The sequence below is a fragment of the Streptomyces sp. NPDC088915 genome (genome assembly GCF_044749825.1).
Taxonomy (GTDB): domain Bacteria; phylum Actinomycetota; class Actinomycetes; order Streptomycetales; family Streptomycetaceae; genus Streptomyces.
Genome location: NZ_JBIVIR010000004.1, coordinates 218,921 through 237,993, shown reverse-complemented (window position 1 = coordinate 237,993; position 19,073 = coordinate 218,921). Strand labels below are relative to the sequence as shown.

The following is a 19,073-nucleotide window of genomic DNA, read 5'->3' as shown; positions in this document are numbered from 1 at the left end:
GGTGCGGCCCCGCGTGCGCTCGCCCGGTGGGGCGGAGCGCGGGGGGCCGTCGGTTCGTTTCGGTGGGGCGCCCGGGAAGCGGGCGTTTAGGTAAGGCTTACCTAAAATCGCCTAGAGGTCAGTGACTGTCAAGTCACTCCCCGGGGCCCCTCCCGGTGCCGCGGAGGCGTCCGGAACCGCCCCGCCTCACCCCGTCGAACGGTCCGCGCACTCCTTGGTCCAGGCGCCCGGGGTGCGCCCGAAGTGCCGCCGGAACGCCAGTATGTAGCCGTTCGTGCTCGTGAATCCGACCTTGGCGGCGACCGCGCCCACCTGGTGCCCCTGGTTCAGGAGTTCGAGCGAGTGGTTGAGGCGCACCCGGGTCCGCCACTCGGAGAAGGGCAGCCCGGTCTCGGCGCGGAAGGCCCGCCGCAGGCTGGTGGAGCTGACGTAGAGGCTCTCGGCCCACTCCGTCGCGGTGCGCTGGTCGTCGGGCCTGCGCAGCAGGGTGCCGGCGACGGCGAGGGCGGCCTCGCTGGTCGGGCGGGGCAGCGGGAGCCGTACCTCCCGGCGGGTCCGGACGCAGGTCAGTGCGGCGAACATCGCCGCGTCGTCGGCCTCCGACCCCGCTCCGCGGGTCCGGGCGAGCAGGCGCCGCCGGGTCTCGTCGTCGATCCGGATCGCGGTGGTCCGGGCGTGCGGAAGCCGGTGCGCGGCGGGGTCGAACGACTCCGCGAGGACCAGGGAGTCGGGGTCGAAGCGGGCGCCGTGCGGGGTCCCGGCCGGGAGCCACAGGCCCAGGGGGGCGGTGAGTTCGTGCGTGCCGTCCGGCGTGGTGACCGTGATCCGGCCCAGCGGCGCGTACAGGAACTGGTGGAAGTCGTGCACGTGGGTGGGGTGCCCCGTCGCCGTGATGGCGTCCTCGCCCACCACCCGTGTCGTGCCGTCGGCCATGCGGGCCACCCCCCGTGGTACCGGGCCGGACGCACTCCGGCCCCTCGATGTGATCGGTCGGCCTCCGGGTTGGATCCCCGAAGGTTAGGCAAGGGTAACCTAAGTCGCCGTACGAGCCGTGAGAACAAGGACAACAGATGACACAACCGCCCGCGCCGGTGGTGAAAGCCCCGCCGCCGGAAGGGAATCGGGGCGTGCCGCGGGTCCGTACCCGGGCTTCCCGGGGCACGGCCGTCGCCGTGCTCGCCGTCGCGGCGGTGCTCGTGACCCTCGTCGCGGGCATCGGGCTCGGAGCCCGGGACATCTCGCCCCTGGAGGTCGTGCGCATCCTCCTCCACCCCGGGGAGCAGGCGTTCGACACCCACGTCCTGTGGACCGAGCGCATCCCCCGGACCTTCCTCGGCCTCGCGGTGGGCGCGGCGCTCGGCGCCTCCGGCCTCGTCATGCAGGCGCTCACCGCCAACCCCCTCGCGGACCCGGGCATCCTCGGCGTCGAACAGGGCGCCTCGATGTTCGTCGTCTTCGGCATCATGTTCCTCGGCGTCACCGACGCCGGCGGCTACTTCTGGCTCGCCCTCCTCGGCTCCTCCGTGGCCGCCGCCCTGGTCTACCTCATCGGGACCCGCACCGACGCCGGCAGTTCGGCCGTCGGCCTCGTCCTCGCCGGTGTCGCCATGGCCGCCGTGATGTCCTCCCTCATCACCCTCCTCGTCGTCCGCGACAAGGAGGCCTTCGCCCACCTCCGCTTCTGGTCGGTCGGCCAGCTCACCGGCCGCGCCGAGGTCCTGAGCCAGGTCATGCCCTTCGTGATCGTGGGCCTGCTCCTCGCCCTGCCGCTGGGCCGCACCCTCAACATCCTCGGACTCGGCGACGAGACCGCCCGCGCCCTCGGCGTCCGGGTCGAACGCGCCCGCCTCATCGCGGCGGCCGTCGCCGTCCTGCTCTGCGCCTCCGCCACCGCCGCCGTCGGCCCCGTCGCCTTCGTCGGACTGGTCGCCGCGCACTGCGCCCGGCTCCTCGTCGGTCCGGACCACCGCTGGTCGCTGCCGATCTCCATGGCCGTCGGCGCCGTCCTCCTCACCGGCGCCGACACGGCCGGCCGTCTGGTCCTCGACCACGGCGAGGTCCAGGTGGGCCTCATGACCGCCATCGTCGGCACCCCCTTCTTCGTCTGGCTGGCCCGCCGCCGCGACCTGGTGCGGATGTGATGACCGCACTCGACACCCGGTCCCCGCGGCCGGACTCCCCGACCACGCCCGCCGTCGTCGCGCACCTGCGCGCCGACCGCCGCGCCCGCGACCGCCGCGCCGCCGTGACCGCCGCCGTGCTCACCCTCGCGCTGCTCGGCCTCACCGCCGCCTCCGTTCTGCTCGGCGGCATCGGCCGGCTCGACCCCGCCGACGTCCTCCCCGCCGCCTTCGGCCTGCGGGACGGCCTCGCCGACTACATGATCTTCCAGCTGCGGATGCCGAGGGCGCTCTCCGCGCTCCTCGCCGGAGCCCTCTTCGGCCTTGCCGGCTCGCTCTACCAGCGGCTCATCCGCAACCCGCTCGCCACCCCCGACATCGTCGGCATCTCCGCCGGAGCCGGCGCCGGAGCCGCGACCGCGCTGCTCTACGCACCCGCCGCCTTCACCCTCGGCGTCCCGGTCGCCGCCGTCATCGGCTCGTTCGTCCTCGTCGCCGCCGTCCAGGCGCTCAGCTGGCGCGGCGGGGTCGACACGTACCGCCTCGTCCTCGTCGGCATCGGGCTCAGCGCGGTCTGCACCGCCTACACCAACTACCTGTTCACCGTGGCGGACCAGCAGACCATCGCCATCGCCATGCGCTGGACGGTCGGCAGCACCAACGCCGCCGACTGGGACGGCGTCACCACCCTCGCCGTCGGCTTCGGTGCCTGCGCGCTCGCCGCGCTCTTCCTCGCCCGGCCCCTCGCCACCCTCACCCTGGGCGACGACTTCGCCTCCGGCCTCGGCACCCGGGTGACCGCCTCCCGCGTCGGCGTCCTGCTCCTCGGCGCCGCCGCCGCGGCCCTCGCCACCAGCGTCGTCGGCCCCATCGGCTTCGTCTCCCTCGTCAGCGGCCCCATCGCCGTACGCCTGGTGGGGCCCGAGCGCTCCACCCTCCTCGCCCCGGCCGTCGGCGCCCTCATCGTGCTCGGCGCCGACGTCCTCGCCCAGCACGCCCCCCTGATCAGCCCGGTGCCCACCGGCGTCCTCACCGCGCTGCTCGGCGCCCCCTACTTCGTCTGGCTGATCCTTCGACGCAGGCAGGGAGCCTCGTGACCCACACCGTGACACCGCAGACCGAGAGCCCGGAGGCCACCGCGCCCCACCAGCTCGAAGCCCGTGGCATCAGCGCCGGATACGGCAGGACGCCCGTCATCGAGGACCTGTCCCTGCGGATCGAGAAGGGCCGGATCACCGCCCTCGTCGGCCCCAACGCCTGCGGCAAGTCCACCCTCCTCAAGTCCATCGCCCGACTGCTGCCCCTGGCCGCCGGATCGGTCCTCCTCGAAGGCGCCGACATCCACCGCCTGCCCACCCGCGAGGTGGCGCGCAGGCTCGGCGTCCTGCCGCAGTCCCCGGTCGCCCCCGAGAGCATCACCGTCGGGGACCTGGTCTGGCGCGGACGCCACCCGCACCGCCGGTTCGGCCGCCGCCGCGACGAGCACGAGGACGTGATCATCGCCGAGGCGCTCCGGGCCACCGGCACCGCCGAACTCGTCGACCGCCCCGTCGACCAGCTCTCCGGCGGCCAGCGCCAGCGCGTGTGGATCGCCCTCGCCCTCGCCCAGGACACCCCGACCCTGCTGCTCGACGAGCCCACCACCTACCTGGACGTCGCGCACCAGATCGAGGTCATGGACCTCCTCGCAGACCTGAACGAACAGACGGGCAAGACCATCGTGCTCGTCTCCCACGACCTCAACCAGGCCGCCCTGTACGCCTCGACGATCGTCGCCATGCGCGACGGACGCGTCGTCCGGCAGGGCCCGCCCGAAGAGGTCCTCGACGAACGGACCGTGGCCGAGGTCTTCGGCCTCGCGTGCGTCGTCGTGCCCCACCCCCACACCGCCAGGCCGCAGATCTTCCCCCTCGGCCGCCGTCACCACTCGCAGGAGAACTGACCATGAACCGCCACGCCGGACCGCTCGCACGGCGCTCCACCGCCCGTACCCTGATCGCCGCCGTCGCGTGCGCCACCCTGCTCGCCGGCTGCGGCGGCAAGGACGACAAGGCCGGCGAGAAGCCGTCCGGCGGCGCGAGCACCGGCGCCGCCGAGGCCGCCTTCCCGGTCACGCTCCCCAACGCCTGGGGCAAGACGGAGGTCGAGAAGAAGCCACTCAAGGTCGCCACCGTCTCCGACGGCGACACCGACATCGCGCTCGCCCTCGGCATCGTCCCGGTCATCACCCCGGACGCCGAGGACGGCGGCCCCGTCCCCGAGTACAAGCAGCGCGCGATCACCAAGCTCGGCGCCGGCAAGCTCAAGACGTACGACGACACCGACGGCACCGACTACGAGGCCATCGCGGCCGAGGCGCCGGACGTCATCCTCGGCATGAACACCTGGTCGATGGACACCGACTACGCCAAGCTCTCGCCGATCGCCCCGGTCGTCACCTTCACCGACAAGGCGCACTCCGACACCCTCACCTGGCAGGAGCGCCTGAAGACCGCCGCCAAGGCGCTCGGCCTGACCGCCGAGGCCGAGAAGGTCATCGCCGCCAACGAGAAGGCCACCGCCGACGCGGCCGCCGCGCACCCCGAGTTCAAGGGCAAGACGTACACCTACGCGGTCGTCCACCCCGAGCAGATCACCTTCATGTCCTACGCCGACCAGGACCCGGGCGTCTTCGAGCAGCTCGGCTTCGAGAAGACGGACAAGGCCAAGAGCTACAAGGCCGACAAGAACGCCGTCAGCCTGGAGAACCTGGACGAGCTGGAGGCCGACGTCCTCCTCATGACGTACCCCTTCGGCGACAACGGCCTGCTCAGCGCCAAGGAGCTGGAGAGCAACAAGCTGTTCCAGTCCCTGAAGGTCGTCAAGGGCAAGCACTACGCGGTCATCCCCTCGGAGAACACCCTCTCCTCCGCCGTCGCCTACCCGGACGCCCTCAGCGCCCCCTGGATCGTCGAGAAGCTGACGCCGATCCTCGCCGGGGCCGTCGCCGGCAAGTGACCCCCGCTCCCCCCGGGGAGCACCTCACCACCCGCACGGGCCGGGTGGGCCGGGCGCGCCGCGCCGCCGGCCCGCCCGGCCCACCGGTCCGTCCGGACCTACAAGGCACCCCCAGCGCCGCGTACGAAGGAGCAGTACCCATGCCCACCCGCAGCCCCCGCTCGGTCGTTACCTTCCCCATCGTGCTGCGTGAGCTGACCGTGCTGCGCGCCGAGAACATCACCCCCGGGATGCGCCGCCTCACCCTCGGCGGGCCCCAGCTCGACGCCTTCGTCAAGGACGGCCTGGAACTCCCCGCCCTGCGCACCGAGGGCTTCGACGACCACGTGAAGTTCTTCTTCGCCGACGAGACCGGGCGCCTCGTGCTGCCCCGGCAGCAGGTGAGCAGCCTCGACTGGTCGGACGGGCGGCCCGTCGCCAAGGACTACACCCCGGTCCGCCACGACCCCGAGAAGGGCGAGATCGACTTCGACTTCGTCCGCCACGACGGCGGCGTCGCCTCCACCTGGGCCGAGAACGCCGTCCCGGGCGACAGCGCCTGGATCGCCGGACCGAAGATGTCCCACAGCCACCCCGAGGGCGCCGACTGGATCCTCGTCGTCGGCGACGAGACCGCCCTGCCCGCCATCGGCCGCTGGCTCGCCGAGATGCCCGAGGGCACCAAGGCCCGCGTCTTCATCGAGGTCGGGGAGGACAGCCACCGCCAGGAGCTGCCCACCAAGGCCGACGCCGAGATCGTCTGGCTCTCCCGCGACGGCGCCCCGGCCGGCACCACCGACCTCCTGGAGCAGGCCGTCCGCGCCGCCGAGTGGCCGCCCGGCACCGTCTTCGCCTGGGTCGCCGGCGAGGCCGTCACCCTCAAGGGCATCCGCCGCCACCTGGCGACGGAGCGTCAGGTCCCGCGCGAGCAGACCCACATCACGGGGTACTGGCGCCGCACCGCGCCCGCCGTCCCCGTCGCCTCCGCCTCCGTCTCCGCCTCGGCCGAGGAACTGCCCGAAGCCCCCGTGGTGACGGAGGAGGACGAGGACGCCGCGCACGAGCGCCTCCACGAGCTGACCGACCTGGCGCCCCCCTACGCCATCCGGACCGCCGTCACCCTCGGCGTCTTCGACCTCGTCGACCGGGGCGTGCGGAGCGCCGCCGAGATCGCCCGGAGTGCCGAGGCCCACCCCGCCACCCTGAGGGCCCTCCTCGACTACCTCGTGGGGATCGAGCTGCTCGCCACCGACGGCGAGGGCCACTACAGCCTCACCCCGATCAGCGAGGAGCTCGTCGAGGACGACCACTCGGCGGAGGAGTACCACCTGGAGGGCGCCGAGGCCGCGTTCGACGCCTCCCTTTCGGGTCTGCTGCACACCGTCCGCACCGGGAAGGCCGGTTACCGCACCCTCGCCGGGCGCACCCTGACCGAGGAGATGGCCCGGGAGTCCCGAATCGCCGACACCGCCCGCGCCGCCGTCGAGGACGAGGCCCGCTGGATCGCCCCCGGCGTGCTGCGCGCCCACGACTGGTCGGCCGTCACCGAGCTGACCGCCACCGGCCACGGGGTCGCGACCGTCGTCGAGACCCTGGTCAAGGAGTTCCCGGAGCTGCGCGCGCGGATCGTCGCCATGCCCTCGGTGCTCAGGGTGCTGCGCGAGGCGATCATCGACGAGGAGCTGCTGCCCCGGATCGACCTTGTCGCCGGCTCCGGCGCCGTACCGGCCGGCACGCGCACCCTGCTGATGTCGCGCCAGCTGGAGTGGCAGGACGACGAGGACGCGGTGCACACCCTCTCGGAGGCCGCCGCCTCGCTGGCGCCGGACGGCACCCTGCTCCTGGTCGAGCAGGTCGCGACCGGCGACCCGGAGGACATGGAGGCGGTCTTGCACCACCTGCGCCTCAAGTGCGCCTTCGGCTCCGGGGTGCGCGACGCCGAGGAGATCGCGGCGCTCGCCGGGAGCGCGGGCCTCGCCGTGCGCTCCCGCGCGGACGTCGGCTGGGACCACCGCCTCTGGGTCCTGGAGCGCACCGCCTCCTAGAGGGCCCGGCGGGTGGCGCCCCCTTCCGAGGGGGCGCCACCCGCGTCACGCGTCGCGCCGGTTCCTGCCGAGGAGCAGACCCCGCAGCAGGTCGTCGGTCGTGCAGACCACCCCGCTGCGCGCGGCCCAGCGCAGGGCCATCTCGTGCTCCTCGGCGGAGTAGTCGGCGACGGCGTCGGCGACGACGAAGGGCTGTATGTCGTTCATGAAGGCGTCGGCGGCGGTCAGCAGCACCCCGAGGTGGGCGTAGACCCCGCAGATGACGAGCTGGTCGCGCCCCTCCTCGCGCAGCAGCCGGCCGAGGTGGCTGCGGAGGAAGGCGTTCTGCCGGGCGTTGGGGAGCAGGTGCTCGCCGGGGCGCGGGGTGAGGGGCTCGATGATCGCGGCGTCCCCGGGGCCGTCGCCGATCGCGGGTCCCCAGACGTCCGCGGCGAGCCCGCGCTGCACGGTCGGCTCGGCGCTGAAGACCACGGGCAGGCCGAGGGCCCCGGCCAGCTCGCGCAGCGCCACGATGTTGCCGACGAGGTCCACGACGGGCTGCTGCCGGGCCGGGAAGCGCCCGACGAAGTGGTTCTGCATGTCGTGGACGAGCAGGGCGGCGCGCGCCGGATCGATGCACCAGGGGGCGCTGGAGCGGGGGAGGGCCGACCGGTCCGGCATGGCGTAGGAATCGATGGCCGGCAGTCCCATGGCTGTGTCCCTCCCTGCCGCGACGGCCGTGGGCCGGGCGCGTGAAATTCAGTTAGCTTAGCCTAACCTAACCATCTGTCTTTCAGGGCGGGTGAAAAGAACTCGCCCTCCTTCCGGTGCTCGCCTGTTACCCGTCGGTACGCGATGATGGCGGCCAACCGACCACACACGGGCACTTGGGGCAGCGGTGACGACTTTCGACGAACGGACCACGGTGCACGCCTTCCGGGACGACGCCCTGGGAGACCACGACGCGGTGGGCCTCGCGGCGGCGATCCGGCGGGGCGAGGTGAGCGCCGCCGAGGCGGCCCGGGACGCGGCCGAGCGGGTACGGGCCGTGGAGGGCCGGCTCCGCGCGGTCCAGGCGCACGCCGAACACCCGCTGCCCGGACCGGGGGCGGGCCTCCTCGCCGGGGTGCCGACCTTCGTCAAGGACAACACCGACTACCGGGGGCTGCCCACCGGCCACGGCAGCGCCGCCTTCACGCCGAGGCCCGCCCGCCGGCACGCGGCCTTCACCCGCCAGTTCCTCAGCAGCGGCGTGACCGTCCTCGGCAAGACCAGGCTCCCCGAGTTCGGCTTCAGCCCCTCCACGGAGTACGAGGGCGCCGAGCCCGTCCGCAACCCCTGGAACACCGCGCACTCGGCGGGCGGCTCCTCGGGCGGCAGCGCGGCGCTCGTGGCCGCCGGAGCGGTGCCGATCGCGCACGCCAACGACGGCGGCGGCTCCATCAGGATCCCGGCCGCCTGCTGCGGGCTCGTCGGGCTCAAGCCGAGCCGGGGCCGGGTCGTGCCCAGCGCCCAGGGCCGCCAACTCCCGCTCGACATCGTCTCCGACGGGATCGTCAGCCGCTCCGTACGGGACTCCGCCGCCTTCCTCGCCGCCGCCGAGCAGCACTGGCGCAACCCGAAGATGCCGCCCCTGGGCCTGGTGGAGGGCCCCTCGGAGCGCCGGCTGCGCGTCGGCTTCCTCCTCGACTCGCCCACCGGCGTCGCCTCCGACGCCGCGACCCGGGCCGCCGTCACGGAGACCGTGGCGCGGCTCGAACGGCTCGGCCACGTGGTGGAGCCGGTGGAGATCGCCGTCGACCCCCGCTTCACCGACGACTTCCTCACCTACTGGGGCTTCCTCTCCTTCCTCCTCGGCACCACGGGCCGCACCCTCGGCGCCGACTTCGACCGCCACCGCATGGACGGCCTCAGCCGCGGCCTGCGCGCGACCTACCTGGAGAACTGGCGGAGCACCCCGGGCGTCCTGCGACGGCTGAGGCGCACCAAGGAGGCGTACGCGGCGGCCTTCCGCGGCCTCGACCTCGTCCTTTCCCCCGTGCTCGCCCACCCCGCGCCCCGGCTCGGCCACCTCGCCCCGGACGTCCCGTACCCGACGCTGATCGAGCGGATCCTGGCGTACGTGGCGTTCACCCCGATCGACAACGTCGTGGGCACGCCGTCCCTCTCGCTGCCGGTGGGCGCGACGGAGGACGGGCTGCCCGTCGGCGTCATGTTCGCGGGGCGTCCCGGCGCCGAACGGACCCTCCTGGAGCTCGCGTTCGAACTGGAGGCGGACCGGCCCTTCCGGCGCGTCCAGGACGTGTGACGCCCGGCGGGCCCGGGCGCGGGTCCTCCGGGGCCGGTCGTCCGGGTGCCGGAGGCCTCTCGCCCGAACCGGTCACTCCGTCACCGGAAGGCCCGCCGTGCGGGCGGCCTCCGCGAGCACCTCGCGCAGCATCTCCCGCGTGAGCCGCCCGGTGAACACGTTGCGCTGGCTCACGTGGTAGCTGCCGAACACCGTGAGCGCGGGGTCCCCGGGGGAGGCCGGCGCCAGGACCGTCCGCACGCCGTGCCCGAACTTCGGGCGAGGCCGGGGCACGAGCCAGCCGGCCTCCGCCAGGGCGGGCAGCGCCGCCTGCCAGCCGAAGCCGCCCAGGACGACGACGGACCGCAGCGTCGGGCGCAGCAGCCGCGCCTCGCGGGCCAGCCAGGGGCGGCAGGCGTCCCGCTCGCCGGGCGTGGGGCGGTTGTCGGGCGGGGCGCAGTGCACCGGCGCCGTGACCCTCACCCCGTACAGCTCCAGACCGTCGTCGGGGCCCGTGACCGTCTCCCGCGAGGCCAGGCCGAGTTCGTGCAGCGTCGCGTACAGCAGGTCGCCGGCCCGGTCGCCGGTGAACATCCGGCCGGTCCGGTTCCCGCCGTGCGCGGCGGGCGCCAGGCCGCTGATCAGCAGGGCGGCGTCCGGGGGGCCGAACCCGGGCACCGGACGCCCCCAGTACTCCTGGCCCCGGAACGCGGCGCGCCCGACGCGGGCGGTCTCCTCCCGCCACGCCACCAGGCGCGGGCAGGCCCGGCACCGCACGAGCCGCGCGTCGAGGCCGGCGGGGGTGCGCGCCCGGGCGGCGGCCCGTACGGGGTAGTCCTCGGCAGTGCACACGGTCGATCGCTCCGTCCGGAAGGGGGAAGTCCTCTCCGGGAACCCCCTACCCACCCCGGGCTTCACGCTGCCGAATTGGCTGATTCTCGTCTTGCTCACGCGGACGCAACCCCCCGTTTCGCCCAACACTTAGGTTAGGCTAACCTACGGCTGTGCGAGCTGGAGAAGAGAGATCCGCGGACGGTCGTCCCCGCGGCCACGAACTGGCGGCCACGGGAGTCACCGTGGCCTACGAGGGCGTCGACGTCGTCCACGACGCCGCGCTGACCCTGCGGCCCGGCGAGGTCACCGTCCTCGTCGGACCGAACGGCAGCGGGAAGTCGACACTCCTGCGGACGATCTCGCGGCTCCAGAGGCCCCGGACCGCCACCCTCGTCATCGACGACGCCACCGACGGCCTCGCGCTGTCCCCCCGCGACTTCTCGCGCCACGTCGCCCTGCTCACCCAGGGGCGCCCCACGCCCGGCGGCCTGACCGTGCGGGACGTGGTCGAGTTCGGCCGCTACCCCTACCGGGGGCGCTGGGGGAAGGCGGACCCGGACGGCCGCGCCGCCGTGGACCGCGCCCTCGCCCTGACCGGCGTCGCCGAGTTCGCCGACCGGGGCGTCGAGCACCTCTCCGGCGGACAGCTCCAGCGGGTCTGGCTCGCGAGCTGCCTCGCCCAGGAGACCGGCGTCCTCCTCCTCGACGAGCCCACCACCTACCTCGACCTGCGCTACCAGGTCGAACTCCTGGACCTCGTCCGCGACCTGGCGGACGACCACGGCATCGCCGTCGGCGCCGTCCTGCACGACCTCGACCAGGCGGCCGCCGTCGCCGACCGGATCGTGCTCCTCCACACCGGACGGGTCGTCGCCGACGGTTCCCCGCAGGACGTCCTGACCGCGGAGCGGCTGACCGACACGTACGGCATCCGCATCGAGGTCGACACCGACCCCCTGACCGGCCGGCTGCGCACCCGCGCCGTCGGCCGGCACCACACGCGAAGCGAAAGGCTCACGACCCCGTCATGAGACGCCTCCTCCTCACCGCCGCCACCGCCACCGCCGCGGCCCTCGCCCTGACCGCCTGCGGCACCACCGAGCCCGCCGCGGACAAGAAGGCGGAGAAGACCGCCGAGAGCATCACCCTCACCGACTCCACCGGCGCCAAGGTCGTCCTCGACGGCCCGGCCGAGAAGGTCGTCGGCACCGAGTGGAACGTCGTCGAGAGCCTGATCTCCCTCGGCGTCGACCCCGTCGGCGTCGCGGACGTCAAGGGCTACAAGGCCTGGGACACCGCCGCCCCGCTGAAGAACGACGCCAAGGACATCGGCACCCGCGGCGAGCCGAGCGTCGAGACCGTCGCCGCCCTCTCGCCCGACCTCATCGTCGCCACCAGCGACCTGCCGCCGGCCGCCGTGAAGCAGCTGCGCAAGGTCGCGCCCGTCCTGGAGCTCAAGGCCGCCGACGGGGCCGACCCGATCGGGCGGATGACGGAGAACCTCGACCTCATCGCGCGGGCCACCGGCACCACCGCCGAGGCCGACCGGCTCAAGAAGGACTTCGACGCCAAGATCGAGGACGGGAAGAAGAAGCTCGCCGCCGCCGGTCTCGCCGGCGCGAAGTACGCCTTCACCGACGGCTACCTGAACGCCAACCAGGTCTCCCTCCGGGCGTACACCGACGGCTCGCTCATCGGCGCCGTCAACGAGAAGCTCGGCCTGGAGAACGCCTGGACCGTCAAGGGCGACCCGGCCTACGGCCTCGGCGCCACCGACGTCGAGGGCCTCACCACGATCGGCGACGTGCACTTCGCCTACATCGGCAACGACCAGGACCCCACCAGCAACCCCTTCACCGGCGTCCTCACCAAGGACAAGGTCTGGACCTCCCTGCCGTTCGTCAAGAAGGGCAACGTCCACCGCCTGCCCGACGGCATCTGGATGTTCGGCGGTCCCGCGTCGATGAACCGGTACATCGACTCCGCCGTCACGGAGCTGACGAAGTAACACCATGGCCGTCACCGCAACCACACCCTCCACCCGTCCGACGACGGTCACGTCCCGGAGGGGCGCGGCCGCGGTGACGGCCGCACTGGTCCTCCTCGTCGCGGGCCTCGCCCTCGTCGACGTCACCCAGGGCACGGCCGCCGTCGGCGGCGCCGAGGTCTGGAAGGCGCTCACCGGCCGGGCCGACCCCGCCGACGCGTCCGTCGTCGTCGCCTCCCGGCTGCCCAGGGCGGTCGCCGGACTGCTCGTCGGCGCCGTCCTCGGCATGGCCGGCTCCGCCCTCCAGGCCGTCAGCCGCAATGTCATCGCCTCGCCCGACACCCTCGCGGTCAACGCCGGCTCCTACCTGGCGCTCGGCATCGCCGCCGTCACCGGCGTCTCGCTCCCGCTCTTCGCCACCTCCGGGGTCGCCTTCGCCGGCGGCCTGGCCGCGGCCGCCGTCGTCCTCGGCCTCTCCGGCCTCGGCGCGGGCACCGTCCGCCTCGTCCTCGCCGGAAGCGCCCTCACCCTCGGCCTCACCGCCGTCGCCGAGGGCCTGCTCCTCCTCTTCCCGAGGGAGACGGAGGGGCTCTACGACTGGAACCAGGGCAGCATCGCGCAGAGCGGCTTCGACGGCGTCCTGCAGATGGCGCCCGTCGCCCTCGTCGCCCTCGCCGGACTGCTCCTCCTCGCCCGCCGGGTCGACGCCCTGGCCCTCGGCGACGACGCGGCCCGCGGCCTCGGCGTCCCCGTCCGCTCCACCCGGGTCACGGCCGTCGTCCTCGCCGCGCTCCTCTCGGCGGCCGCGGTCACGCTCGCCGGACCGATCGGCTTCGTCGGCCTGTGCGCCCCCGCGCTCGTCCGCGGCCTCGCGCGCCGGGCCCAGCGGCTCCACCGCTCCCGTACGGGCCTGCCGGTCGCGGGCCTCACCGGCGCCGCCCTCGTCCTCGGCTCGGACGTGCTGCTGCGCGCCCTCGTCCCCGCGGACGTCGCCGTCGCCGTGCCCACCGGCGTCGTCACCAGCTTCGTCGGCGGCGCCTTCCTGATCGTCCTGGCCATCAGGGTCAAGGACACCGCAGGCGCCCCGCCGGTCGACCGGCTGCGCATCAGGAGCCGCACCGTCTTCCTCGTCACCACCGGCGCGCTCGTCGCCGTGGTCGTGGGAGTGGTCGTCGCCGGCGTGCTGCTCGGCGACTCCAAGCTGCTCCTGGGCGACGTCGTGAACTGGGCCCAGGGCCGGGCGGGGCGGACCGTCTCCTTCGTGCTCGACACCCGGGTGCCCCGGGTCGTCGCGTCGCTCCTGGCGGGCGCGGCCCTCGCCCTGTCCGGCACGCTCGTCCAGGCCGTCACCCGCAACCCGCTCGCGGAGCCCGGCATCCTCGGCGTCTCCCACAGCGCCGCGCTCGGCGCCGTCCTCTTCGTCACCACGGTGCCGTCGGCCGGTTCCTGGGGCGTGGCCGGAGCAGCGTTCGCGGGCGCCGCCCTCGGCTCCGTCCTGGTCTTCGGCCTCGCCGCGCGCGGCGGATTCCAGCAGAACCGGCTGGTCCTGGTCGGCTTCGGCGTCGCCACCGCGAGCGCCGCCCTGATCAGCCTGCTCATCGTCCTCACCGATCCGTTCAACGCGACGAAGGCGCTCACCTGGCTGTCGGGCTCCACCTACGGGCGGACCCTGCCCGACGCGCTGCCCCTCGCCGCCGTCCTGGCGGCGGGTCTGGTCGTGGCCCTCCTGCGGCGCGCGGAGCTCGACCTCGTCTCGCTCGACGAGGACACCCCCCGGCTCCTCGGGCTCGACCTCGGCCGCGGGCGCCTGGGCTTCCTCGCGCTGAGCGTCCTGCTCAGCGCCACCGCCGTGGCCGCCGCCGGCACGATCGGCTTCGTCGGGCTCGTCGCCCCGCACGCCGCCCGCGCCCTGGTGGGCCGCCGGCACGTGCGCGTGGTGCCGGTGGCGGTGCTCCTCGGCGCGGCGCTCGTCTGCACCGCGGACCTGGTGGGCCGGACGGTGATCGCGCCGGCCCAGCTCGGCGCCGGCATGATGACGGCCGTCATCGGCACGCCGTACTTCCTCCACCTGCTCGTCCGCAGCCGCCGCTGAGGGCGCCTGCCGGGCACGGACGGCCGCGCACCCCGCGTCAGGGGCGCGCGGCCGTCCTCGCTCCCGCCTCCAGGTGGGCGTGCACGCGCCGCAGCAGCGAGGAGAGCAGCCGGCGCTCCTCCGCGTCGAGGGGGGCGAGGAGCTCGTCGTCCGCCGAGGCGACGTCCGCGCCGAGTTCGGCCAGGGCGGACCCGCCCTCGGAGGTCAGCCGCACCACGACCCGGCGCCGGTCCTCCGGGTCCCGGTCGCACTCCACGTACCCCGTCCTGACGAGGTCGTTGACGATCCGCACCAGGTCGCTGGCGTTCATGTCGAGCCGCGCGGCGAGGACGGTCTTCATCTGGGGGCCCAGGTCGGAGAGGAGGGCGAGCACGGTGAGGTGCCAGAGCCTCAGCCCCCGGGCGGTCAGCCGCTCCTGGAGCCGGCGCCGCGCCGCCTTGCCGAGCGCGTACATCAGGTACGCGTTGAGGTCGAGCACGCTGGGCGGCGTCATGCTCAGGGAGGGCGGCCCGGCGGCCGGACGGTCCGCGGTCCCGACGGAGACGGACGCGGAGGCGGGGACGGATTCGGGGACGGGCGGCGCGGTGAGGAGCGTCAGGTCCCCGCCCGCGAGGCCCCTGAGCACCTGCGCCCAGTCGGTCGGCATGTTCGATATGCCGACGACGGCGAACCGCGCCCCGCTCGGGTCGTGTGCGGTGCCGGAGAAGACCGGGTGCTCCATCGCTGTTCCTCGCTGTCCACGTGCCGTACGGGCGGCCCGAACCACCGTACGGGTCGAGGGGGTTGGGTTTGCCTAACCCAATGTCGCCCCAATGTGCCGGTCCGCCCCGGGACCGTCCGGGGCGGACCGGTGTTCTCGGTGACCGGCCGTCAGGGACGGGCGGTCAGATAGCCGCCCATGGAGGTGAAGTACTCCGTGGCGGGCAGTTCCCGGCCGTCCTCGGTCCGGACGCGGGTGATCGCGAGGCCGTGGTTGCGGCCGGTGCGGGCGTCGGCGCCGGCGACGATCACCACGCCCTCGCCCTCCCGGTAGAAGATCCGCCCGGGGGTGCCGCCGTAGCGCCCCTCGGAGACGACGGCGGAGACGACTTCGAGGCGCCTGCCCCGGTGGAAGGTGAAGGCGCTGGGGTACGGCGCGGACTGGGCGCGCACCAGGCGCTCCAGGACCTCGGCCGGCCAGGTCCAGTCGATCCGGACGTCCTCCTCGGCCCGCTTGTGGAAGAAGGTGGCCTGCGACCGGTCCTGCGGGGTGAACTCCGTGTGCCCCGAGGCGATCAGGTCGAGCGCGCCGACGGTGACCGGGGCGATGAGGTCGACGGTCTTGTGGAAGAGGTCGGTGGCCGTGTCCTTCGGCCCGACCGCGACCGCCCGCTGCAGGACGATGTCGCCGGCGTCGAGCACCTCGTCCATCAGGTGGGCGGTGACGCCGACTTCGGTCTCGCCGTTGATGAGCGCCCAGATCAGGGGCGAGAAGCCGGCGTACTTGGGCAGCAGCGAGTCGTGGACGTTCAGCGTGCCGTGCCGGGGCAGCGTGTAGACGCGCGGCGGGATCCAGGTGCGCCAGTTGTTGGCGACGATGATGTCCGGGTCGGCCTCCTTGAGGAGCCGGAACAGCTCCTCGTCGTCGGGCCGGTTGCGGATGACGACGGGAACGCCGTGGGCCTCGGCCAGGTCGGCGACGGAGTCGCTCCAGATCTTCTCGTAGGCGTGCTCGCTCTTCGGGTGGGTCACCACCGTCACGACGTCGTGCTCGGAGTCCAGGAGCGCCTGCAGGGTGCGATGGCCCCAGGTCTGATAACCGAACATGACGACCCGCATGGGCAAGTTCCTCCTCGGGAGAGCGGTGGATCGCCCGCCAGTAAAGCAAGCCTAACCTAAGGATGCAACGGGGCGAATTTACCGGCCAGTTGGCTGGTCCGGGGTGGTCGGTGTCCGATTCGTCCCGTCGACAGCCCGGCCAGATCAGGTTAGCTTTACCTAAGTTCGGTCGGCGGTGCCGTGGTGTCGTCGTGCCCGGACTCCGCCGTTCCCCACGCCTGACAGCACGCCTGACAGGCGGCTGTCCCGCACGATGGGAGTGACATGTCTCAGGCTCTTCCTGACGACGCACCGCTGATCCACGACCTCATAGGAATCGGCTTCGGGCCGTCCAACGTGGCCATGGCGATCGCGCTCAGCGAGCACAACGCGAGCGTCGGAAGAGAGGACACGGTCACCGCCCACTTCTTCGAGCGGCAGCCCGGCTTCGGCTGGCACCGCGGCATGCTCATCGACGACGCCACCATGCAGGTCTCCTTCCTCAAGGACCTGGTGACCCTGCGCAACCCGAGCAGCGAGTACACCTTCCTGCGCTACCTGCAGAGCAAGGGCCGGCTGATCGACTTCGTCAACCACAAGAACCTCTTCCCGCTGCGCGTCGAGTTCCACGACTACTTCGAGTGGGCGGCGGCCAAGGTCGACGACATGGTCTCCTACGGCCACGAGGTCGTCTCCGTGGAGCCCGTCGTCCGCGACGGCCTGATCGAGTACCTGGACGTGACGGCCCGCTCCGGCACCGAGACCGTGGTCCACCGGGCCCGCAACCTCGTCGTCGGCACCGGACTGCGCCCCCTCATGCCCGAGGGCGTCGAGCGCGGCGACCGCGTCTGGCACAACTCCGAGCTGCTCGCCAAGGTCGACGGCCTGGAGGGCACCGACCCCACCCGCTTCGTCGTCGTCGGCGCCGGCCAGAGCGCCGCCGAGAACGTCGCCTACCTCCACCGCCGCTTCCCGGACGCGGAGGTCTGCGCCGTCTTCTCGCGCTACGGCTACAGCCCCGCCGACGACAGCGGCTTCGCCAACCGCATCTTCGACCCCGCGGCGGTCGACGAGTACTACACGGCGCCCGACGCCGTCAAGCGCAAGCTGATGGAGTACCACGGCAACACCAACTACTCCGTGGTCGACATCGACCTCATCGACGACCTCTACCGGCAGGCCTACCGGGAGAAGGTCCTCGGCACCGAGCGGCTGCGCTTCATCAACGTCTCCCGCCTCACCGGGGTCGAGGAGCACCCGGACGGCGTCCGCGCCACCGTCGCCCACCTGGTCACCGGCGAGGACAGCGTCCTCGACGCCGACGTCGTGGTCTTCGCCACCGGCTACCTGCAGGCCGACGGCCTCGGCCTCCTCGGCGAGGTCGCGGACCGCTGCCGCCGCGACGAGCAGGGCCGCGTCCGCGTCGAGCGGGACTACCGCGTCGCCACCGACCCCGAACTGCGCTGCGGCATCTACCTCCAGGGCGGCACCGAGCACACCCACGGCATCACGTCGTCGCTGCTCTCCAACACCGCGATCAGGGTCGGCGAGATCCTGGAGTCGATCCTCGAACGGGGACTGGAGGACTCCTCCGACCCGGTCCGCCCGATCGCCGGCGGCATCGGCACGGGCCGCTAGGGCCTGTCCTTCGGCTCGGACCGGACCGGTCGTACGGCTCAGGCCGCGCCGGTCGTACAGCCCCGGGCGCCCCCTTGCTTCCACCCCCCACACCGCCCCGCACCGCCGGCGGCACCTCGTGCCGGACGTGCGCGGCAGCACCGTGAAGTCCCCGTGAAAGGAACACACGTGTCCACTGGTACACGCCCCGCCCTGGCGCGGTTCGCCGGGAACGTCCCCCGCGTGGCCGTCGCCGCCGTCGCCGCGCTCGCTCTGGCCGCCTGTGGGAGCGGCACGGAGAAGACCGACGGCGCCGAGCCCTCGGGCGAGCCGGGCGCGAGCACGTCGTCGGCCGGGGCCTTCCCGGTGACCGTCGCGCACAAGTACGGCAGCACGACGATCGACGCCGAGCCGAAGAAGGTCGTCACGCTCGGCCTCTCCGACCAGGACGCGGTGCTCGCCCTGGGCGTCAAGCCGGTGGGCTCGGTGGACTGGTTCAAGGAGAAGCCGTACGGCAAGTGGCCGTGGACCAAGGACAAGTGGGGCTCGACCTCGCCGCAGATCGTCGGTGAGCGCGACGAGTACAACATCGAGAAGATCGCGGCGCTGAAGCCGGACCTGATCGTCGCCCAGTACTCGGGCATGAAGAAGGAGCAGTACGACACCCTCTCCAAGATCGCCAAGGTCGTCGCCCAGCCCAAGGAGCATCCCGACTACGGCGCCCCCTGGCAGGTCATGACCCGTCAGATCGGCAAGGCGCTCGGCAAGGGCCCCGAGACCGAGAAGCTGATCACCGACGTCGACGCCCGCTTCAAGGCCGTCCGGGACAAGCACCCCGAGTGGGCCGGCAAGACCCTGACCGTGGCCGACAGCTTCGAGGCCGGCAAGTACTCGGCCTTCACCAGGACCGACCCCAAGGCGATCTTCTTCTCCGAGCTCGGCTTCACGCTCAAGCCCGAGATCGACGCCCTCGCCAAGCCGGGCTGGAACGTGGCCGAGCTCAGCGCCGAGAAGCTGAACGTGCTCGACACCGACCGCCTCGTCTGGGTCACCTCCAGCACCGGGGCCAACGACCGCATCAAGGCCGAGCCGCTCTACAAGAAGCTGAAGGTCAACCAGGAGAAGCGCGACCTGTTCGTGCCCTACCAGGACCCGGACATCGGCGCCGCCTTCTCCTTCAACACGGTCCTCTCGATCCCCTACGCGATCGACGAGATCGAGCCGCTCCTGACGGCCGTCAAGTAACCGACGGCCGCCGCTCGCCCCTCCGCCCGTCCGTCGCCGGCCCGTCCCCGGCCGACGGACGGGCGGAGTGCGAACGGGGCCGCCCCGCTCCACC

General features: G+C 73.2%; 16 protein-coding genes. 11 read left to right on the top strand and 5 right to left on the bottom strand.

Annotation, left to right across the window (positions count from 1 at the left end):
- Positions 1 to 186: 186 nt before the first annotated feature.
- The gene (locus ACIP5O_RS09620) at positions 187 to 933 is read right to left on the bottom strand and encodes an AraC family transcriptional regulator (RefSeq protein WP_401290664.1); all 747 of its coding nucleotides are present in this window, start codon (positions 931 to 933) and stop codon (positions 187 to 189) included.
- A gap of 194 nt (positions 934 to 1,127) precedes the next feature.
- Here ACIP5O_RS09620 and ACIP5O_RS09615 point away from each other — a divergent pair, with 194 nt between their 5' ends.
- From ACIP5O_RS09615 to ACIP5O_RS09595, 5 genes are all read left to right on the top strand, one after another.
- Positions 1,128 to 2,141, top strand: a complete 1,014-nt coding sequence (locus ACIP5O_RS09615) for a FecCD family ABC transporter permease (RefSeq protein WP_401290661.1) — start codon at positions 1,128 to 1,130, stop codon at positions 2,139 to 2,141.
- A complete protein-coding gene (locus ACIP5O_RS09610; protein WP_401290658.1) occupies positions 2,141 to 3,217 on the top strand; it encodes a FecCD family ABC transporter permease in 1,077 nt (358 codons plus the stop codon). Before ACIP5O_RS09615 ends, ACIP5O_RS09610 begins: the two co-directional genes overlap by 1 nt.
- Complete coding sequence (locus ACIP5O_RS09605; protein ID WP_401290656.1) at positions 3,214 to 4,062, top strand: ABC transporter ATP-binding protein; 849 nt, start codon at positions 3,214 to 3,216, stop codon at positions 4,060 to 4,062. Before ACIP5O_RS09610 ends, ACIP5O_RS09605 begins: the two co-directional genes overlap by 4 nt.
- A 2-nt stretch (positions 4,063 to 4,064) precedes the next feature.
- Positions 4,065 to 5,117, top strand: coding sequence for an ABC transporter substrate-binding protein (locus ACIP5O_RS09600; protein WP_401290653.1), 1,053 nt, complete (start codon positions 4,065 to 4,067; stop codon positions 5,115 to 5,117).
- 140 nt (positions 5,118 to 5,257) lie between these two features.
- Complete coding sequence (locus tag ACIP5O_RS09595) at positions 5,258 to 7,141, top strand: SIP domain-containing protein (protein ID WP_401290650.1); 1,884 nt, start codon at positions 5,258 to 5,260, stop codon at positions 7,139 to 7,141.
- A gap of 45 nt (positions 7,142 to 7,186) precedes the next feature.
- Here the strand turns inward: ACIP5O_RS09595 and ACIP5O_RS09590 are convergent, their stop codons facing one another.
- The gene (locus ACIP5O_RS09590) at positions 7,187 to 7,831 is read right to left on the bottom strand and encodes an isochorismatase family protein (RefSeq protein WP_401290648.1); all 645 of its coding nucleotides are present in this window, start codon (positions 7,829 to 7,831) and stop codon (positions 7,187 to 7,189) included.
- Positions 7,832 to 8,018: 187 nt separating this feature from the next.
- Between ACIP5O_RS09590 and ACIP5O_RS09585 the strand changes: the two genes are divergently transcribed.
- A complete protein-coding gene (locus tag ACIP5O_RS09585) occupies positions 8,019 to 9,428 on the top strand; it encodes an amidase (protein ID WP_401290646.1) in 1,410 nt (469 codons plus the stop codon).
- A gap of 72 nt (positions 9,429 to 9,500) precedes the next feature.
- On the opposite strand, the gene ACIP5O_RS09580 is transcribed toward ACIP5O_RS09585, so the two are convergent.
- On the bottom strand, positions 9,501 to 10,259 hold the full coding sequence (locus ACIP5O_RS09580; RefSeq protein WP_401290643.1) for a uracil-DNA glycosylase: 759 nt from the start codon (positions 10,257 to 10,259) through the stop codon (positions 9,501 to 9,503).
- Positions 10,260 to 10,411: 152 nt separating this feature from the next.
- Here ACIP5O_RS09580 and ACIP5O_RS09575 point away from each other — a divergent pair, with 152 nt between their 5' ends.
- Genes ACIP5O_RS09575 through ACIP5O_RS09565 form a run of 3 tightly spaced genes read left to right on the top strand, consistent with a single transcriptional unit; the run spans position 10,412 to position 14,320 of the window.
- Positions 10,412 to 11,272, top strand: coding sequence for an ABC transporter ATP-binding protein (locus tag ACIP5O_RS09575; protein ID WP_401290640.1), 861 nt, complete (start codon positions 10,412 to 10,414; stop codon positions 11,270 to 11,272).
- Entirely contained in the window at positions 11,269 to 12,249 is a 981-nt protein-coding gene (locus tag ACIP5O_RS09570; RefSeq protein ID WP_401290638.1) for an iron-siderophore ABC transporter substrate-binding protein, read from the top strand. Before ACIP5O_RS09575 ends, ACIP5O_RS09570 begins: the two co-directional genes overlap by 4 nt.
- A gap of 4 nt (positions 12,250 to 12,253) precedes the next feature.
- Positions 12,254 to 14,320: an iron ABC transporter permease gene (locus tag ACIP5O_RS09565; protein WP_401290635.1), complete on the top strand. Its 2,067-nt coding sequence runs from the start codon at positions 12,254 to 12,256 to the stop codon at positions 14,318 to 14,320.
- A 37-nt stretch (positions 14,321 to 14,357) separates the two neighbouring features.
- On the opposite strand, the gene ACIP5O_RS09560 is transcribed toward ACIP5O_RS09565, so the two are convergent.
- Positions 14,358 to 15,041: a MarR family winged helix-turn-helix transcriptional regulator gene (locus ACIP5O_RS09560; RefSeq protein ID WP_401290633.1), complete on the bottom strand. Its 684-nt coding sequence runs from the start codon at positions 15,039 to 15,041 to the stop codon at positions 14,358 to 14,360.
- Positions 15,042 to 15,190: 149 nt separating this feature from the next.
- Positions 15,191 to 16,138: a methionyl-tRNA formyltransferase gene (locus ACIP5O_RS09555; protein WP_401290631.1), complete on the bottom strand. Its 948-nt coding sequence runs from the start codon at positions 16,136 to 16,138 to the stop codon at positions 15,191 to 15,193.
- Between the two features lie 264 nt (positions 16,139 to 16,402).
- Between ACIP5O_RS09555 and ACIP5O_RS09550 the strand changes: the two genes are divergently transcribed.
- Positions 16,403 to 17,755, top strand: coding sequence for a lysine N(6)-hydroxylase/L-ornithine N(5)-oxygenase family protein (locus tag ACIP5O_RS09550; RefSeq protein WP_401290628.1), 1,353 nt, complete (start codon positions 16,403 to 16,405; stop codon positions 17,753 to 17,755).
- A 168-nt stretch (positions 17,756 to 17,923) separates the two neighbouring features.
- A complete protein-coding gene (locus ACIP5O_RS09545; RefSeq protein WP_401290626.1) occupies positions 17,924 to 18,979 on the top strand; it encodes an iron-siderophore ABC transporter substrate-binding protein in 1,056 nt (351 codons plus the stop codon).
- Positions 18,980 to 19,073 lie beyond the last annotated feature (94 nt).